General features: G+C 57.8%; 14 protein-coding genes. 7 read left to right on the forward strand and 7 right to left on the reverse strand.

Annotated elements, in window-relative coordinates:
* Nucleotides 1–157 precede the first annotated feature (157 nt).
* On the forward strand, nt 158–2,785 hold the full coding sequence (locus LOH54_RS08980; protein ID WP_231018564.1) for a hypothetical protein: 2,628 nt from the start codon (nt 158–160) through the stop codon (nt 2,783–2,785).
* A 104-nt stretch (nt 2,786–2,889) separates the two neighbouring features.
* On the opposite strand, the gene LOH54_RS08985 is transcribed toward LOH54_RS08980, so the two are convergent.
* Nucleotides 2,890–4,383 (reverse strand): sodium:solute symporter, encoded by a 1,494-nt coding sequence (locus LOH54_RS08985; protein WP_231018565.1) that lies wholly within the window; start codon nt 4,381–4,383, stop codon nt 2,890–2,892.
* Nucleotides 4,383–6,092, reverse strand: a complete 1,710-nt coding sequence (locus tag LOH54_RS08990; protein WP_231018566.1) for a glycoside hydrolase family 3 N-terminal domain-containing protein — start codon at nt 6,090–6,092, stop codon at nt 4,383–4,385. Before LOH54_RS08990 ends, LOH54_RS08985 begins: the two co-directional genes overlap by 1 nt.
* A 109-nt stretch (nt 6,093–6,201) precedes the next feature.
* Here LOH54_RS08990 and LOH54_RS08995 point away from each other — a divergent pair, with 109 nt between their 5' ends.
* The gene (locus LOH54_RS08995; protein ID WP_231018567.1) at nt 6,202–6,507 is read left to right on the forward strand and encodes a sll1863 family stress response protein; all 306 of its coding nucleotides are present in this window, start codon (nt 6,202–6,204) and stop codon (nt 6,505–6,507) included.
* 18 nt (nt 6,508–6,525) lie between these two features.
* On the opposite strand, the gene LOH54_RS09000 is transcribed toward LOH54_RS08995, so the two are convergent.
* The 3 genes from LOH54_RS09000 to LOH54_RS09010 are packed head-to-tail and all read right to left on the reverse strand — an operon-like array spanning nt 6,526 to nt 9,681.
* Nucleotides 6,526–6,735 (reverse strand): hypothetical protein, encoded by a 210-nt coding sequence (locus LOH54_RS09000; RefSeq protein ID WP_231018568.1) that lies wholly within the window; start codon nt 6,733–6,735, stop codon nt 6,526–6,528.
* A gap of 49 nt (nt 6,736–6,784) precedes the next feature.
* A complete protein-coding gene (locus tag LOH54_RS09005; RefSeq protein WP_231018569.1) occupies nt 6,785–7,228 on the reverse strand; it encodes a hypothetical protein in 444 nt (147 codons plus the stop codon).
* Nucleotides 7,229–7,269: 41 nt separating this feature from the next.
* Nucleotides 7,270–9,681 carry a S8 family serine peptidase gene (locus LOH54_RS09010; RefSeq protein WP_231018570.1) on the reverse strand — a complete coding sequence of 804 codons (2,412 nt, stop codon included), beginning with the start codon at nt 9,679–9,681 and terminating at the stop codon, nt 7,270–7,272.
* A gap of 208 nt (nt 9,682–9,889) precedes the next feature.
* On the opposite strand from LOH54_RS09010, the gene LOH54_RS09015 reads away from it, so the two are divergent.
* The 3 genes from LOH54_RS09015 (at nt 9,890) to LOH54_RS09025 (ending at nt 13,239) form a co-directional block, all read left to right on the forward strand.
* Nucleotides 9,890–11,107 (forward strand): hypothetical protein, encoded by a 1,218-nt coding sequence (locus tag LOH54_RS09015; protein WP_231018571.1) that lies wholly within the window; start codon nt 9,890–9,892, stop codon nt 11,105–11,107.
* 142 nt (nt 11,108–11,249) lie between these two features.
* Nucleotides 11,250–12,263, forward strand: a complete 1,014-nt coding sequence (locus tag LOH54_RS09020; protein WP_231018572.1) for a hypothetical protein — start codon at nt 11,250–11,252, stop codon at nt 12,261–12,263.
* Nucleotides 12,256–13,239, forward strand: a complete 984-nt coding sequence (locus tag LOH54_RS09025) for an ATP-grasp domain-containing protein (protein WP_231018573.1) — start codon at nt 12,256–12,258, stop codon at nt 13,237–13,239. Before LOH54_RS09020 ends, LOH54_RS09025 begins: the two co-directional genes overlap by 8 nt.
* On the opposite strand, the gene LOH54_RS09030 is transcribed toward LOH54_RS09025, so the two are convergent.
* Nucleotides 13,240–14,595, reverse strand: a complete 1,356-nt coding sequence (locus LOH54_RS09030; RefSeq protein ID WP_231018574.1) for a GNAT family N-acetyltransferase — start codon at nt 14,593–14,595, stop codon at nt 13,240–13,242.
* A gap of 111 nt (nt 14,596–14,706) precedes the next feature.
* Between LOH54_RS09030 and LOH54_RS09035 the strand changes: the two genes are divergently transcribed.
* Nucleotides 14,707–15,240 carry a YaeQ family protein gene (locus LOH54_RS09035; RefSeq protein ID WP_231018575.1) on the forward strand — a complete coding sequence of 178 codons (534 nt, stop codon included), beginning with the start codon at nt 14,707–14,709 and terminating at the stop codon, nt 15,238–15,240.
* Nucleotides 15,231–16,037, forward strand: a complete 807-nt coding sequence (locus LOH54_RS09040; protein ID WP_231018576.1) for a fructosamine kinase family protein — start codon at nt 15,231–15,233, stop codon at nt 16,035–16,037. The genes LOH54_RS09035 and LOH54_RS09040 overlap by 10 nt, the downstream gene beginning before the upstream one ends.
* Here the strand turns inward: LOH54_RS09040 and LOH54_RS09045 are convergent.
* Nucleotides 16,005–17,870 carry a pyruvate kinase gene (locus LOH54_RS09045; RefSeq protein WP_231018577.1) on the reverse strand — a complete coding sequence of 622 codons (1,866 nt, stop codon included), beginning with the start codon at nt 17,868–17,870 and terminating at the stop codon, nt 16,005–16,007. The two genes, LOH54_RS09040 and LOH54_RS09045, sit on opposite strands and share 33 nt — an antisense overlap.
* Nucleotides 17,871–17,887: the final 17 nt, after the last annotated feature.

Consider the following 17,887-nt stretch of genomic DNA (forward strand, 5'->3'; position numbering starts at 1 on the left):
TTTTGTTTAATAACAAACATGATCATTCACTGCTAAGGTATCCGGAAAAAAATAGTCAGTGCTATTAAACAAAAAAGGTTTCGCTATGGCCATTAGAATAGAGGCTCCATTTATTCATTACGCAACACATCAGAGTTGCACTTTCAATCAATAAATCATGCTCATTCAGATACGATACGCGCTCGCGGCACTTGTCGCCGTCTCCCTGACTTCCTGTGCCACTGGCCCATCCCCATCCGCTTCTGCCGGGGCCAAGCCCACCCAAAAATCCGCACCGCCAAAAACAGCCGGCGACCTGGACCCGATGTACCGGCCACTCGGGGATGTCGATCTTTCGCAATACAAGAGCGCCGGTAACGGCCTGCTGCTGGTTGCCCGAAAGGGCGACTACGATATCCTGCTGACCAAACCCGGGTACCCCTATGAATTGCCTGCAATGGGCTGGTCCGGCATCAACTACCACAAAGCCACACGAAACGTATCACAGTTCAGCGGATACATGATGCGCGCAAGAAATAAGGGGAATAATCCACTTCCCTACATCGGGCGCCAGGTATTCGTAGATATTGACGGCGTCGCGGAGTCCTACTACGGATCGTTTGCTTGGAACAGCTTCAAGCAGTGCCTGTTTTGCAGCCGCGACACCATTGTAGAGTTTGTCGAGGGTATTCCCGAGGTTCGGGACACGGACGGCAAGGTACTTAGAATGCCGTACAAGATCAACCGCTATTGGGAATATTGGTATCAATTCAACAGTGGCAACTACGTATGGCATTACGTTACCAATAGCGAACAAACTTCCCGCAAAATCCAGCTAAGACCGGCTAGCCATGACCAAAAACCGGTCTACACCGAGGTCTCCGGTCTGCCCCAGTACGAATTCGTGCTGCCGCATCCAGAGCAGGTCGCTGCCAATTTTCCCAGCACTGACCGTGCGCTGTTCACACGTACCTACTCGCTGGGCGACCTGCTCCGGCAAAAAAAAATCAATCCTGACAACCTGCTCCTGAAGCCGTTTAGCCCAACCTCGCTGAGGGACAACTTCAATAAATCCAAGATTCACAAGTATGATCATGCCTGGATTTCACACGGGCAGTCGGCGTTCGTCTCCAGCCCGATGACCGGGAAAACCTACCTGCAGCCGTACCAAAAGCCGCCGGTGCTGACACTGCCTTCATTGAAAGAGATCGTCATGAACGGCAAGCTCTCCGTCAACCGTCAGTGCATGGGAAAAACGGATGGCATGGTAGTACTCACGGGCCAGTGTGACCCCGCGTCGCCGGTGTTCCCACTGACCGTGATGACGCAGATCTCCACCAACCAGTTTGTCGTTAACGTGTGGTCGGACATCAATCGCCGCAGCAGCTACCTGCTGACCGGCGGCCAGTTCCCAAAACAAAACTTCTACCGCTGGAACATCGATGCCTTTATGGTGAACACAACTGTTGATCCCGACACCACACTTGCCGCCCTAGAGACGGGTGACGACCCCTTTTCGGAAAAAATGATCGCCTTTGCCAACCAAAACCAGGACCGTCAGGTCTGCGACAAGATGGCCACGGCGGTCAGCAACGCCGAAAAAGCCCTGCACTTCGACCCGGATATCGAGGAGCGTCTCGCGAAATACGAGCACTACTACAAGATGGATTGGGCTGACATGGGCAAGGCCATCTCAAATATCGACAGAAACCCCAAGCACACGCCGGTCACCGATTTCGAGGAGTTCGTCTGGGACGATCTGGTCAGTATGAGAACGGACATCGACCAACGTCTCAATGTCCTCAACCGCTACAAGGATGTCAACAATAGCGTATGCCAACCGGATCCTCAACGTATGACCCAACTGGTAACGGCGCTCACGAGCTTCAAAGCAGATCTTAGGGCCTCTATGAAACAGTTGGACGACACCTACTACGATCAAGCCGTTGAGCGCAAAAAAGAGATCTACTATTGGGCCAACCGGCTGGAAGAGGCCAAGAAACAGGCGGCAATGGCACAGTTTATGGACAAGCTTCATGCCTCACTGAATGCCGATCTGGCGGCAAAACAGGCGGAACGCCGTTCGATGACGCGCAGCATACTCGAGAGTCGCCGCGCCGTCAAGGCCCAAATCGCGGATGTCAAGGCACGCAATGCCGCTTATTTTGCCAACCATAAACCGGCCGTGAGTGCACCGAGCGCGGTGACCATCGCCCCGGTCACGATGCCGTCGTACTCGCTCGACACTACCGCGGATTCAAAGGTCTACCTTGGTGGCTTGACATCGAATCGTCTCAGTTTCCAAGACGCTATCGCTCAGTCAAAGATCAAAACCGCACAGCTAAAGCAAACGACTACGGGCACGGCTCCAAACGCGACCGCTGCAACACCGTCCGCAGAGTCGGCCCCTGAGGCAAAACCTTCCAGAGATGCTCCCGGAGGTGCTGCGATCTGTGTCGCTGTGAGCCGCAATGCCAGCAATAACATGACAGACCTTGGCTACTACTACGCCTATGATCAGCACTCTACGCCACTCAAGACCGACAGAGTGGCTCGCCAGAAATATGCCGCCGAACACAACGGCACCCCAAGCTGTAAACACAATGACGAAGACGAGGTCGGCGCATTGGTCGTGGTCGTATGGGACGGCAAGGACTATACCGGTGCCGCAAGCCGAACCTACGGCATGGGCTTCGGTCTATCAACCGGTGCCGCGGAAATGGATGCCGTCAATAATCTGTCCAATCGCAACTGGAGCTGGAAACCATCAATGGGCTACCGCGTTGTGTTCGCCAAGCAGTATTGAGCGGACGTAACAGTCTACTATGAAGAAAACTTTCAACTCGTCCCGTCAACCCTGAGGATGAGTTGCAAAATGACCCAATAGAAAAAAATTAATTTGTCATTGGACTAGCCGACTGCTTTTTCCTCTGTCCCCAACTGCATAATCACAAATGCCACCGCCGTCCCCCCGACAAGCTGATCGGCCAGGGAAAATGCCCCTCCGAAACAGTAGGGTTGCAAGAGAAGGACCGTGACAAAACCGCCGCCAAGGGCCCACGGTACCGCCCGAGCACTGCCGCGTTTCGTAAAGAGTGCCGAGGCGTAGACGCCCAGCAGCCCGGCGTAGGCGAAGCTCATGACCCCCAGCGCGAAACTCACCAAAGGCAGGTCCGTGGCCCGCTGCCAGTAGTAGCTCACGACGGCCATCATTGTCAGCACGAGCGCGAAGAGCAGTACGGCCGCACGGGCGGCGGCGACGTAGTGGCTTTCTGCCGTCACGCCCCGCGCCGTCTTCCAGGGGCGGTAAATGTCTTCCACGGCCACCGAGGCCATCGCCGCGAGCACCGAGTTTGTCGAGGAGAGCGCGGCGGCGATCGCCCCCACCGTCACGAAGCCGCGTAACCCGGCGGGCATTTCATTGAGAATGTAGGTCATGAAAATCGTGATCTTCTCTCCGCCGAACTCCTGCACGGCGCCGCCGCCGATGCCGGAGAGTTCCGGGTGGTTGTAAAAGAGGTAGAGCAGCAGCCCGATGGCGAGGAAAAGAAGCACGACGGGAATCGTCATGACGATGGAGACGACCAGCGCCCGGGAGCCGTCTCGCCCGTTTTTACAGGCCAGCACGCGCTGGGTCATATCCTGGTCCAGGCCGTAGGCCGCGATGTTGAGCAGCAGCCAGCCGCCCAGCAGGCTCCAGATGCCGAAGTTCCCGGCCGTGTCGATGAGGGTCAGTTTCCCCTCGGCATTCAAAACGTCGTACATCGTCCCGAAGTCCGTCTGCAGCGTGCTGTAGAGGTAGATCAGCACGGCCACCCCCGCCCCGATGTAGGTCACCGCCTGGATGACGTCGCTGTAGATGACCGACTTCACCCCGCCGAAGTAGGTATAGGCCAGCGCCCCCAGCACGAGCATGAGGATGGCGGCAAAGAGGTGCAGCGGCGCGATGTCGGCGAAGACGATCATCGAAACGGCCAGCGCCCCGATGTAGAGGCGCGCGCCGCTGGCGAGGACCCGCCCGACAAGGAACATGACGCCCGCTTCGCGTTTGGCCGTCGCGCCGTAGCGCCGCTCCAGCAGTTCGTAGACGGTGACGGCGCGGATGGCGTAGAAGCGCGGCACGAGCACCTTGGCAATGAAGAGCACGGCCAGCAGTGCCGAGACGTAGAAACCGACAAAGGTGAGGTTGCTGCGATAGGCGTACTCCGGGCCGCCCAGAAAGGTCGCCGCCGACTGCGAGGTCGCCAGTACGGAGGCGGCGGCGGCGAGCATCGGGACGCTGTTGCCGCCGACGAAGTAGTCGCGCGATGAACGGATGTTCACGCGGGAAAAAAGCCACGAACTGAAGGCGAGGATGGCAAAATAGCCGCCGAAGACGGTCCAGTCGAGGGGGGAGAATCCCATCAGCGCGCTTCCGGCGGGGCTTTCAGGTGCAGGTCACTGACGGCGCTGCGCACTTTACGCATAAAGGCGTCGCCCGGGTCGCTTTTTTCCGTGCGGTACCCCTTGTCAAGCTCCCGCCACAGCGGGGTCGCTTCCATTTGGCGGTACTCATGGTGGCCTATAAGGTACTCAATGTGCGGGTACTTCCCGGCGAGGTAGCGCACCAGCGCAATGTTCGCGCGCAGCTGCGCCGGGGTGAGGTCCTCTTTGGCGTTGTCCTCCCCGCCGACGTTCTCGATGCCGATGCTCTCAAAATTCAGCCCGATAACGTGGCGCGCCATCGTGTTCTCGGGCATCAGGCGGTAGATCGTGCCGTCCCGGTCGACGAGGAACTGCGAGGAGACGTTGAGCGCACCTGCGGTCGCGATGTCGCCGCGGCTTCCGGGCAGCAGCTCCGGCTGCAGGCGCGTAAAGGAGGACTCCAGCCCCATATCGGCCGTCCAGTGCAGCACGATCACTTTCGGATCGATCGTAATGTCACTCACGTCCATGCCGTAGTGCTCTTTAATGTACTGCTTCGTCAGGGCGATGCGCTGCGGCCCGAAAGCGATGGGCTTGTCGACGATTTTCGGCGCGCCGATGCCGTAGGTGTCGTAAAGCGCGTTGATACGGCGGTTCGACTCGGCGATCCGTTCGCGGGAGATCCGCCCCGCTTTCACCTCGGCGTAGATCGTCTCGACGATCCGGCCGAGCATATTGCTGCCGAGCTGGTTCGCGAAGAGCAGCATGTCCACCCCGCCGTTGATGGCGAGGCGCACCGTCTCTTCAAGACTGTAATGTTCCGAGATCGCCTTCATCTGCAGGTCGTCGCTGACGATGACCCCCTTGAAGCCCAGCTCGCCGCGTAGCAGCCCCGTGTTGATCTTGTGCGAGAGCGTCGCCGGGTAGTCGGGGTCGAGCCGGCGGTTGAAGACGTGGGCCGTCATGATCATGTCGGCTTTGCCCTCACCGATCAGGCGGCGGTAGGGTTCGAGCTCTTCGGGCGTCCACGTTTCGCTGACGTCCACGAAACCCTTGTGGGAATCCCCCAGGGAGGAACCGTGGCCGGGGAAGTGCTTCAGCACCCCGACGACATTCTTCGCCCGCAGGGCGTCGAGCATGATCCCGGCGTACCGCGTCACCTTCTCCGGCGACTTGCCGTAGGAGCGTTTCAGCCCGACGATCACCGTGTTGTCGGGATTGACGGCCAGGTCGACGTCGGGGGCGAAGTCCGTATTGATCCCGGCGTTGGCAAGGGTCGATGCCAGCTGTGCGTACACCTGCTGCGCGTACGCCGGGTCGTCCCGCTTTCCAACCGCTTCTGCCGACGGAACGACGGGAAAGCCATAGGCGTGTTTCAGGCGCGCGACCCGGCCGCCCTCCTGGTCCACGGAGACGAGCAGCGGGGCGGTGGCAAAGGCCTGCAGCTGGGCCGTCAGCGCCGCGAGCTGGCGGGGTGAACGGATGTTCTTCGTCCGCTTCAGGTCCGGGTAGCCGAGGTCAAAGAGGATCACGCCGCCCGGTTTGTACTGCCGCAGTTCCCGCACGAAAGGGTCCGACGCGTCGAGCGTTTCGGCATCGAAACCGACAATGAGCATCCGGCCGATCTGCGCCTTGAGGTCGGCGTCGCTAGGTGCTGCCGCACCGAAGAGAAAGAGGGGTAGAAAAAGGAATAGTATCAATGTTCGCATCACCCGCATTGTACACACTCATTGTGGATAATGCGTTTAATGGATTAAAGCTACCAATGGCGCCGGAAATAGTGTACAATAGTTATAACCCACTGAAAGGAGCGATATCATGTCCGCTAAGAAAAAAGACGAAGAGATCATCGAAGAGAGTCAGAAAACCCTCGAGGGTTACCGTGCCGAGATCGAGGCACTGAAAGAGAAGGCAAGCCACTACAGTGCCGAGGTCAAAGCCGAGTTCGACAAGCGTCTTGACGAGTTGGAAAAGATGTATGCTGAAATGCAGGAACGTTACGCCGCCTTCAAGGACAAAACGGAAGCCAAATGGGACGAAACAAAAGCCTTTGTCGTCCTGACCAACAAGGCCCTGGCCCACTCCTACCACTATTTCCTTTCCCACTACAAGAAAAAAGGGTAAGCGTGTGCCGGGGAGGCGCTAGAAGAACTTAGCATCCTCCATCTCGTCACGCAGGCCTTTGCGCTTACGCATCTCTTCTCGCCGCTCGACGGCAGCGTTGGAGGGGTTTTCCGGGTTGGAAAAAACGGCCTTGCCGTAAAGCACGCACCCTTTGTCACCCGGATCGCAGGCTTTTTTCAAAAGATCGCACAGCTCGCCGCGCTGATGCGAACAGGTCCATCCGCCCATCGCTGCTCCTTCGTTTTTGACAATTATAACCTCCCCGGCCCCGCTTTGCCTAGTAGAGTTTGATCGGGAGTACCCAATCCGGTTCCGCCGAGACGACGCCGTGTTGCCGCATCAGTGCATTGGACTGCGCGATATCGTCTCGATCGCTTTTATTCACAAACACGGCACTGCGACCACCGCGGCCGAGACTGCGGCTGTACTCCAGACCGTTTGCCGCCGCGAACGCTTTCAGTTCTGTCTCCTCACCCGAGACGAAACGTACAACGATGCGCCCGGTCGTCACGTAACGAAAGGCCGGTTCCCTCACTCCCGTTTTATAATAGACCTCCCCGGCATGTGAAGCGAACCTGTTCTGGGTCCGTGCCTGTTCCGAGGCCGCCTGCTCGGCCGAACCCAGCGTTGTCGCTTTGACAAAAAGCGTCTTTGCTCCGTGACTGCCCTGTAAATAACGAGCATGCTCGATCGGGGCCGCCGAAACCATCCCCGCCGCCATCAAACTTCCTATAAGATATAGCACCTTCATCGCTGCTCCCTCTAATTATGGCCGCTGATTTGGATACGCCAGTTCTGCAGCATACCACTGTAACCGCTCTTAAGGTCTATCACTTTCAGACGCCATGTTCCCGCTGAAGATTCGTCCAGGCATTGTTCGGTCGAAAAACGCCAGTCCATATAACGTGCAGAACCGAAGATGTAGTTTTCCCCGCCGACTGCAAGGACACTTTCTGTTCCCGCCGGCGAGACCAGAATAATGCGGAGGTCGTCGATCCGGTCATGGTCTGTCGTAATCCAGACATCGACATGTTCGACCAAAATCTTTTCGGCGATGGAGATAGCGCGTTCTATCCCCGTAGTGTTCGCGTCGGGAATATCAACATTCGCTACATCGGTATACTGCCCGCTGATCTGTTCCGGCCCAAGCGACGGGAAGCCTTCCGCCATGGCAACCGCGGCAGCCGCATCCACCACGCCGAAGCCGTATTTTCCATTGACGGGCAATCCCGCCCCGTTCAGGTTCCAGCCGCCGTCGGACGCATCGTTTTGACGCGCCGTCCTGGCAAGGATATAGCGAACATCCCGCCGTGTCAATGCCGGATTGGCTTGAAGCATGAGCGCACAAACTCCGGCCACCGCCGGGCAAGCCGAAGATGTCCCGTTCATAAAACGAGTGTAGTTACCGTCAGGATTGTTCCCCTCGAGCCATGAATCGCCGAGAATATTCCCCTCGCTATCATACTTTATATCATAGCCGATACCAAGCCCCGTCAGATCCGTCGTCACGATGGCCGGGTCTTTAAACCCATACTCGCCCCCCGTCGCAGCGACAAGGACGTTCGCGCCCGTGTTTGAGTAAGAGCTAAGTCTGCCTGCCGCATTCACGGAAGAGACTGTAATAGCGTACTTACTGTTGTGCAGACTGGAGGTATTGGCATACCCTTCATGGCTCGCGGTACGATCATTGCCGGCGGCAAAGACATAGATGGCTCCTTTCCCGCCCCGTCCGTTAAGCGCCCCCTCTTCCAACGCGTCTTCGAGCACTGCCCCCCAGTCTGTTAATGCCGCCGACGTCAACGGTCCCCAGCTGTTTGAAAAAATGGCGACACCGTTTCGTAAAAACGCATCCGCGAAATCGGAGACCCTCGCCGTTGCCAGCACATTGAAGCCTGCGAGACGCGTCATCGGGGCAACACCCCGCACTCCCCAACCGTTATATCCCTGCGCGCCGATCATTCCCGCGCATGCGGTCCCATGGTATCCGATATCACTGCCGAGAGGCACAGGATCGTTTGCGTGGGTGCCGTAGTGATAGCTCAGGCTTATGTCAAGGTTGTTTGTCAAATCAGGATGCCCGGACTCGACGCCGGTATCGACAATGCCGACGACCACGTCACCGCTGCCGGTAAAAGTGGTCGGCAGCCCGACGATGTCGAGGTCTTCCCCAGCGATGCCCCCGTTTTGCGCACCACCCGTCTGCCCCGTGTTCAGCAGGTACCACTGATAGGGAAAAAGCAGGTCCCCTTCGACGCTTTCGCCGTTCAGGGGGTCCGTACCGCTCCACACCTCGGCATAATCATTCACTCCGTCGCTGTCGCTGTCGGGCAACCCCTGATCCGTACCGACGAGCTGTTCGAAGGCGTCCATAAGCCCCTCCTGATCGCCGTCTTTTTTCCAAAGCCCTTCACTGCCCGCATAGAGCCCTGTTCCATAATTGCCTTCCGCCAGCACCTTGTAACTGTCCGGGTCGTTCAGATAACCGAAATGTGTAGAACAGTTGTTCTCGATAACGGCAGGGTTAAACCGTGTCAGTGTCGCAGCATCGATCATACTCCCTGCCGGGTCGGAACTGAACAGCTTCTGCGCAACCTTCCCGAGGATCATTGTGACCGTTGAGGGCACGGAGAGGTGGCGTTCCGCCGCGACGGCGGCAGCGGCAGAACTGAAAAGGTTGACCGACACGTTGCCGTCGCGCAAAGCCCCGAAGGTTGCGTAGGCATAAAGGGGACCGGCAAAGCTGCGTATTTCTCCCGGGACGACAAACCCGTCGCCGTCGGGGTCGATCTCATTTCCTCCGCTTACTTTCAGAAGCATCATCGTTTCTTCCGAGGGCAGGGACGATACAGCGAAGGTGCGTGTAGCCGAAAAACGGCCGGCGATCCTTTCGCCGAAAGGCAGCAGTTTTGTCGCCGTCGCGTTGTACTCCGTGCCGTCGCGCTGCGGATCATAAGTGTAGCTTTTAGCAAGAAAAAGAGCGCTGCCGTCCAGCTTCGTCACTTCTATATCCGCACCGCAAAGTGCCCCCCTGACTGCCGTACTGCCTCCGATGCTTACGGTAATGGTCTCTGTCGGCGTCGGCGTCTCGGAATGCGAGCCGCTCCCGCATGCCGTGAGCAGAAAAACAGCTGTGACAGGAGCGATCACTTTATGTACGACGCTATAAAAAAGCATTCCTTTCCTTCCGGGTCGATCCCGATATCCTTATGCATACAGCCGATTGGTCATCCCCTTAAACACTCCTATTATAGGGTATATGAGCTTCAGAGAAAGCGGCATAATCCAATAGCATTTTTTAACGCTTTCTATTTTCTTGAAGCAATGTTTAAGCTTTTCATTCATACACTGATAGTATCTCAACCATTGGTATAAGGGGTATATTATGAAACGTGTTAGCGTGATAGGTATTTCTGTCGCAACAGCGGCATTGATCATAGGTGGCTGCGGCAGCAGCTCTTCCGGACCATCGGCACCATCCGAGATCAAAGCGGCGACCAGCATTGATCTCGCAACGGTGGAGAGTGCGTTGAGCATGCTCTATAATGGTGGCATTACCGCCGCCAGTGCGCCTGCATCCACGATGAAGGCAGCTGTAGCCGACATCAAAACAGCAATCCAGGCAAAAGTGGCAGCCGGCAGTGGTAGCGGTGAGAACAGCTATTCATATACTTATGATTGCCAGATCAGCGGTACACGTACCAACTCATACGAAAGTAGTTACGATTACCCGGCAGAGGGCGGCTGGACGGAAACCTATAAATATACGTATAGGTACGACCACTGTATCGACAATTCCAGCGCTACTATCAATGGTGAACCGGCTAATCGCTATTTCGAGAACGGAACATACTCCTACACGAACTCGGCAACATATAACATCGACTCGAACATGTCCAAAGAGACGTGGTCCTGGAGTGATAATCGCAGTTACGGCTACGACAACAACGAGACGACGACGTCACGGACGTATACCCGTAAAAACAATGGCAAAGAGACCTGGGAAGCGGACGGTGATTATTTCGACGCAACCGGTGTACCGGCTTGGAGCGACACCTGGCACTATTCCGGCAGCGACAAAAGAGTCGACATCAACAGCAGTGGAAAAGTCAGCGGTGGTGAAAGAAATGTCTATAACGAGACATGGACCGACTCCGGTGCCCAGGACAACTCCCACTACAAAACAATGGCTGACGGATTCTACTCCCACTATGAAACCGATGCCAACGGTGTAGAGAGTCTAACAGGGGGCGAATATTACAACAACTTCGTCATGGAAGTTTATGCGAACGGCAGTGAAGAGAACATCACCATCAGCGGTACTTACGGCACAACCTGCCTCGGCGGCTCGGTCACGTTTAAAACCGATCCCGTCGTCCAGTCCAACCAGGATGATTACTTCGACGGCGACGGCCTCCACGGGAACAACGTCCTGCCGTACGCCGGTACCGTTACTGTCAGCGGCAGCGGCAGCGCAACGGTCGGCTTCGACGCCAACGCATCCATGTACTCGACAGTCACCATCGTCGCACCGGACGGCAATGCGACTTACAGCCGTTGGGATGACATCCCGGCAGGCACCTGCGGCGCGATGATGCCATAACGGCCGTGGCACTCAGAAGTGAGGTACCTCCTCCCTTCTGCATGGTCAATCTTCTGACTTTCCGGCTTCCAAAACACATTTAGAGACTTGTAAGTCCCTATCCACGATAATCCAGTATCTTTACAACCGAAAGCATCTGTACATGACTACTATTTTGCAACTGGCGGGCCTGCCTGACTCGAATGAGATCGTCCTGGAGACGACGGATGAAACGGGAGCACGCCGTTTTCTCGATTTTGCCTGGCTCTCACCGCTGCTAGAACCACTCGATCCCTCCCGCTTCCGCCACCTGAAACTGCTCTACGGCGGTGCCGACAACCCGATCAATGTCAATATCAGGCCCGATATCGTCTACAACAGTATCAGTGACCCGGAACGTTGCCTCCATGCCCTGGACCGTGCGCAGCACGCTGCACGAAGCAATCCCTATCCCTTCATCAATCCGCCGGCTAATATCCCCCGCATCCGTCCCGACCGTCTTTTCGAGTTCGTTTCACCGCTCAAGGGGATCACTATGCCCAAAACTGTCCGGCTGACGCCACATTCTCTCTCCGACGTTCAAAATGTGCTGGCAATGTCTTTTCTGAAGCCCCCCATCCTGTTCAAAGAAGCCGCCACTTATCCGGAACGGCCGAACCACTATATTCTTGAAAACTTCGACGATCTCCATGCCCTGGAACGTTTTGCCTTCGACGGCAGGGCCTACTACGCCTCCACCTTTAGCGACTACCGTTCACCGGATGGCCTCTACCGTCTCTACCGTTTCTATGTTATCGGGGACACCCAACTGCCCGGACACCTCATTCTCTCCGATCAATGGTATATCCGTAACGATGAGGAAGCCCACCGGGGTTTGAAACCGAAAATGACAAGCGTACTGAGTGAGGAGAAGGCCTTTCTCAAACAGTTTAAAAAAAAGAGCTTCCCGATCTTATCCATGTTGAAAAAACAGCTTGGACTAGACTATTTCGCCGTAGAATGCACCATTGATAAAAAAGGGGAACTACTCCTTTTCAGCATTGACTGCAACGGACACTATGCTGACGGGACAAAAGCGCAAGGTTACTACTCGACAAAAGAACTTGCACAGTTCAACCTGGCTGTCGAGAAGATGCTGCTTGAAAAACGCCCTTCGCCAAAGGAGCATCATGCTTAAAATCCTTAATCCCATCGGCACACCTGACTCTCAGCGGACAACCGTCATCTGGAATAATGGCAATCCTCAGCAGCTCAAGATCAATTTTGAAGGAACCAACAGTCTTGTGAGTCTCATTGACCAGCAGCGCTACCGCGTCCTGCCCATTACCTTCGGCGGACGCCATCCCAAACAGATCGTTCCCGAAGATGCCGATATCGTCGTCAATTCAGTCTGCGATCCTGATACGAACGCCATCGCACTGCATCAGCTGGAATCGACACTGAACAACCTCGAGCTGCCTGTCATCAACCCTCCGGATCTGACATTCCAGACGACCCGGGAACAGACCTATTCACGTCTGCATGGTATCCCGGGACTTCGCGTTCCGAAAACGGTACGAGTCGCACCGCAGCGGGTGGCGGAGATCCCGGGACTGATCGCGGAAAACGGCCTGGAATATCCCTACATTTTCCGTTCGGCTGGCGAACACGGCGGCGGCGGGATGGTCCTGGTCGAGAGCGAGCAGGATCTGCCGAAACTGGAGCGCTTCGCCTTCGACGGCCGGGAGTTCTACGCGATCGCCTTCCACGACTTCCGAGACGAAGACGGCCTCTATCGCAAATACCGTCTTGTCGTCATCGACGGCCGGGTCTATCCGCGCCACCTCATCGTTTCGAAATCATGGAACATCCACTCGCAAACACGTAAGGAACTGATGAACGACTCTCAAGCCTTCCGGGATGAGGAGATTGCCTTTCTGGCGAGTCCTCCTGCGCGCCTGGGAGAGACCTGCCGTCTTATTCATGAAAAACTGCCCCTCGATTTCTTTGGTATCGACTGCCACCTGGATACGGAAGGGAAAATGTTCATCTTCGAGCTCAATACCTGTATGCGCATCGTCAGTAACGACCCCATTCCCTACCAGGCCCCTGCCCTCGATGCCATCAGGGAGGCCTTTAACGCACTGATTGCAGACAAGGCACAAAGCCACTAGCTAGGCAAGCCCCAGCATTTCCCGCGTCTCATCGGGCGTTGCGATGCGACGCTGCAGCTCCTCCGCGATCCGCGCGACCCGACGGACCAGCGCTTCGTTCGAAGCGAGTACCTTCCGCTCGTAATCGTAATGGATGTTATCCTCTATACCAACGCGGACGTGCCCTCCCGCGGCGACGGCGGCGGCATTCATCGGCAGCTGGAAGCCGCCCAGCCCCGCCCCGGCCCAGACGGAGTCCTCCGGCAGCGCCTCTGCGATCATGGTCAGGTTGCCGAGCGTCGCCGGCGCCGTGTTGAGATTACCAAGCAGGATATTGAAGTATTTGCGCCCTTTGATGATCCCGTGCCGCTCAAGATACTTGGCCAGGTTGACCATCCCGTAATCGAAGACCTCCATCTCCGGCCGGATCCCCTTCTCCTGCATCGTCATCGCCAACCGCTCGACCATGTTGATCGTATTGACGCTCGCCCCGGAAAGGAAATTGAGTGACCCGAGCGTCAGGCTCGCCATATCCGGTTTCGCCCCCCCGCTCAGATGCAGCACCTCGGAGCGCCGTTCGAAATCACTCCAGTTTCGTCCCGACGTGGAGACACAGCAGACCATCCCCGGCCGCTCCCGGCGTATCCCCGTTAGGATTGCTTCGTAATAGCGGGCATCAGGCGTTGGCAACCCCCGTTCATCCCGGGCGTGGATATGGACGATGCGCGCTCCTGCATCATAAACGCGGATCGCATCCGCAACAATCTCCTCGACATGGACCGGGACATACGGCGTGCTTACTTTCGTCGGCACCATCCCCGTCAGACAGACATTGATCATCAACGGAGGAAAGGGATTCAGCGGGTGCGGATCGTTCCCCTCGATATAGGCTGCCGCCGCGATTTCGCGCTCTGCCCTTGTCTCGAAATGGCGGACGAGGTCCATCCGCAGCGTCGTCCAGTGGGTCACATCCTCCAGGCTGAAGGAGCAGAGCTTCTCCAGGCGGCCGACAACCTCATAGCCGTAATGCTTGCGGTACCAGACAATCGTCTCGGGGTGGTCCGCATTTGTCGTCACATACTTTACCCCCGCATCATACATCGCTTCCAGCCGGGCATTCTGAAGCGCCTTCCCGATGTTCATACCCTGGAATTCCGGGTAGACCCCCAACAGCGTCGTTTTCCCCTCTTCGGGCGAGAGGATCTTGTAACCGCCCGCACCGATGATCCTACTGTCCTCCGTCCGGGCAACATAGAAACAGGCGAGGTCGAGCTCCTCCATCTCTACCGAAGGAACATGGTGCATATTCCACGGTTCCATCACTTTCAAGATCGCATCCCTGTCACCCGCAGCGGCTTTTTCGATTCGGTATTCCATCGTCGACCCCCTAAGATCATCTATTCTACTGTTTTATGGTGCGCTTTTCCATTAGACCGCCCCAGATCCCGGAGTAAAGTATAATTACGCAGCTAATGACAAGGAGCCCCTATGGCGCTGGGCGCAACGATCTACAAAGTCTCCCTTTCCATCTCCGATCTCGACCGCCACTTCTATCACGACTTCGACCTGACCGTCGCCCGCCACCCATCCGAAACGGAAGAGCGGATGATGATGCGCCTGGCTGCCTTCGCCTTTCATGCCGACGAACGGCTCGCCTTTACCAAGGGGATCGTCCAGGAGGACGAACCCGACCTCTGGAACAGGGACTATGACGGCACCATCCGCCTCTGGATCGACCTGGGGCAGCCCGACGAAAAGCGCATACGCAAGGCGTGCGGCCGCGCCGAGGAGGTGATCATCTACACCTATTCGCGCCGGGCGGCCGACGCGTGGTGGCGCCAGAACGGTTCGAAACTGGCGCGTTTCGGCAACCTGCAGGTGATCCAGCTCGATGCGCAGGGCGACGCCGTGGCCATGGCAGAACGGAGTATGCAACTCCAGGCGCTGATCCAGGACGGCGAACTGCTTCTGAGCGACGACCGGGATCGGCAGCTTAAAATCACGAGGGAGTCATGGGCGTAAGAAAGATCCGTCTCGGCAGCAACTCCATTGCGACCATCGACCTTGAAACGGCCGAAGACGGCACGCAGCGGATCGTCAAATCCTCCGAAGACCCCTTCGCCCTGGAGGCCGAGGCGACGATGCTCCAACACCTCCGGCCCCACCTGCGCGTACCAAAGGTGTTCGAGCAAAGCGCAGGGCGCCTGGTCATGGAGTACATCCCCAACGATGCCGCCTGCAACGGCGCCTGCGAAGAGGAGATCGCCGACGCCCTGGCCCACCTGCACAGTATCCCCGCCCAGGGCGTCTTCGGGTTCGGCTCCGATACGACAATAGGCCCCTTCCGCCAGCGCAACCGGCCGCGGATACGCTGGGTCGATTTCTACCGGGAGATGCGGGTGCTCGACTTCGCCGCCAAGGCCTTCGACGAGGGGCAGATCGACAAGAGCCTTCTACAACGTATCGAGAAACTGGCCGCGGATTTCGAGCAGTTCCTGGACGAGCCCGAGCACTCTTCTTTGCTGCACGGCGACGTCTGGGGCGGGAACGTCCTGACCCGTGACAACCGCCTGGCCGCCTTTATCGACCCCGCCTGCTACTACGGCCACTTTGAGATGGAGCTCGCTTTTATCGGGATGTTTCAGACGTTCGGGGAAGCATTCTACGCGCGTTACCGCACTCATCGCCCCATCCCCGAAGGCTTTTTCGAGCACAGGGCCGACCTCTACCGTCTCTACCCCTATCTTGTACATATCCGCGCCTTCGGCGGCGGCTACCTGGCGGGTTTAGAGGCCATCCTCCGACGCGTCGGCTACTGACCAGAGCGCCTCTTTGCGCAGGAGCTGCCGGTTTTTCCGGAAGCTCTGGTGTACCTGTTCCAGGATGCGCAGCAGCGCCCCCGCCGTCCCGATCGCAAAGGGGCCTTTGTTGAGCATGACGCACTCCGCCCGCCCCGCCATCGCCGCGTCGGTGATCTCGGCGCGGCTGGGGAGGTTGTTCTTCATCTGGCTCTCGAGCACCTGCGTCGCCCAGATGACGGGGAGGTGCGCCGCGCTGCAGAGATCGAGCAGGCTCTCCTGGATCGTGGCGAGGTTCTCGAAACCGGTCTCGATCGCCAGGTCCCCCCGGGCGATCATCACCCCGCTGCGCTCCCACAGCAGCAGCTGTTCCAGGATACGCGGCATCCGGTAGACGGCGTGCCGGGTCTCGATCTTGGGCACGATGCCGATATGGCCGCACGCCTCCGCCTGCAGGAGCGCCTGCAGATCGGCGACGTCCCGGTCCGTCTGACAGAAGGAGAGTCCGAACATATCGGCATAATGTTTGACGGCGCGCAGATTCTCCCGGTCTGCCGGGGTCAGGGCCGGGATATTCAGGTAGGTATCGGGCAGGTTGATCCCCTTCTCCTCCTTGAGCAGCGTCCCGCCCGGTTTCGCCTGGGTCACCCGGCAAAGCACGCCGTCCGCTTCGACTTCGTGCACGGAGAGGCCGATCTTGCCGTCATCGATGTAGACCCGGTCCCCCGGAAGGACGTAGGAGGTGAAGGCCGGCAGCGTACAGGAGATCTGCGCCGGTACGACCGTCTTGCCCGTCTCGTCTTTCAAAGCGGCGCACCCTTCCGTATCCGTCGCGGTAATGCGCAACGTGTCCCCCGCAAAAAGCCGGATGCGTTCGGGCTGGACGACACAACCCCGCACGTACCCCTTCCGGCCGCCTACTGCCACCATGCAGCTTTCGTCGACGGCGACCTTCTTGCTGATGACACCCGTTGCCCCCTCCCCGTCGCGCTGCATGATCTTCACCTTGGCGTGCCGGCCGTTGATGTCCATCACTTTCAGTACACCGCCCGCCTCCAACGTGTCGAAGAGACGCCGTTCCAGTGCGAGCTGCCCCGGGATCCTCGCACGGGTATTGGGGTCGGTACGCTCGGAGATGGTCTGTGCAGGCAAGGGCCGGATCATAATCGTCTTTTCGCGCTTGTTGCTGCCGAGGACAATGGGAAGCTTCAGCCGCCGGATCCGCCCGGTCCGTATCTTCGGCCCCGCCAGGTCGACAAAGATCTTCAACCTCTCCTCCGCGGGCCGCGTTTCGTTCAGCGCCAGGATGACATCGGCCATCCCCTGCCAGACGGCGGGATCGTCGTGCGCGGTATTGATGCGAAAGATATTGACCCCGGCTGCCGAGAGTCCACGAATCAGTTCCCCGCCGTTACGGGCCGCGTCGGAGGGGAGCGTCACCATGACCGCCGTCGTCTGCTCCGCCGCGTCCGCAGCGCCTTTCCCGCCAAAGAGGGCCCGGCTGTTCTGCGCGATCATCTCCTGGGCCGCGGCGATGCCGAGGTGGTGGAACGCCGCCGTCTCCTCCGGGGAGATCTCCCCCCGTCCCAGCGACGAGGAGAGCTGGTCGTAGAGGGTATCGACACTGGCGGCGACGTGGGCATAGGAGCGCCCAAGCGAGGAGAGCGAGAGCAGAAAAAGCTTCTCCTGCAGCTCCGTCCAGTCTTTTGAACGGAGGATAAGATATTGCCTGAGGTTGAGAAGGCTCCGGTAGTGCGGGTGGTTCCGGTCGGTCCCGTGACGGGCCGCGAGCAGGTCGCTCCGAAGCTCTTCGAAGATATCGAGAGCCGATTGCATCAAAGTTCTGTCCAGCATACCGATATCTTACCGTG

The sequence above is a fragment of the Sulfurimonas sp. HSL-3221 genome, assembly GCF_021044585.1.
Lineage (GTDB): Bacteria > Campylobacterota > Campylobacteria > Campylobacterales > Sulfurimonadaceae > Thiomicrolovo > Thiomicrolovo sulfuroxydans.

Bases quoted from the DNA above. Each gene is read 5' to 3' on its own strand.
- LOH54_RS08980 (WP_231018564.1), top strand. From the start codon at position 158: ATGCTCATTCAGATACGATACGCGCTCGCGGCACTTGTCGCCGTCTCC.
- LOH54_RS08985 (WP_231018565.1), bottom strand. From the start codon at position 4,383: ATGGGATTCTCCCCCCTCGACTGGACCGTCTTCGGCGGCTATTTTGCC.
- LOH54_RS08990 (WP_231018566.1), bottom strand. From the start codon at position 6,092: ATGCGAACATTGATACTATTCCTTTTTCTACCCCTCTTTCTCTTCGGT.
- LOH54_RS08995 (WP_231018567.1), top strand. From the start codon at position 6,202: ATGTCCGCTAAGAAAAAAGACGAAGAGATCATCGAAGAGAGTCAGAAA.
- LOH54_RS09000 (WP_231018568.1), bottom strand. From the start codon at position 6,735: ATGGGCGGATGGACCTGTTCGCATCAGCGCGGCGAGCTGTGCGATCTT.
- LOH54_RS09005 (WP_231018569.1), bottom strand. From the start codon at position 7,228: ATGGCGGCGGGGATGGTTTCGGCGGCCCCGATCGAGCATGCTCGTTAT.
- LOH54_RS09010 (WP_231018570.1), bottom strand. From the start codon at position 9,681: ATGCTTTTTTATAGCGTCGTACATAAAGTGATCGCTCCTGTCACAGCT.
- LOH54_RS09015 (WP_231018571.1), top strand. From the start codon at position 9,890: ATGAAACGTGTTAGCGTGATAGGTATTTCTGTCGCAACAGCGGCATTG.
- LOH54_RS09020 (WP_231018572.1), top strand. From the start codon at position 11,250: ATGACTACTATTTTGCAACTGGCGGGCCTGCCTGACTCGAATGAGATC.
- LOH54_RS09025 (WP_231018573.1), top strand. From the start codon at position 12,256: ATGCTTAAAATCCTTAATCCCATCGGCACACCTGACTCTCAGCGGACA.
- LOH54_RS09030 (WP_231018574.1), bottom strand. From the start codon at position 14,595: ATGGAATACCGAATCGAAAAAGCCGCTGCGGGTGACAGGGATGCGATC.
- LOH54_RS09035 (WP_231018575.1), top strand. From the start codon at position 14,707: ATGGCGCTGGGCGCAACGATCTACAAAGTCTCCCTTTCCATCTCCGAT.
- LOH54_RS09040 (WP_231018576.1), top strand. From the start codon at position 15,231: ATGGGCGTAAGAAAGATCCGTCTCGGCAGCAACTCCATTGCGACCATC.
- LOH54_RS09045 (WP_231018577.1), bottom strand. From the start codon at position 17,870: ATGCTGGACAGAACTTTGATGCAATCGGCTCTCGATATCTTCGAAGAG.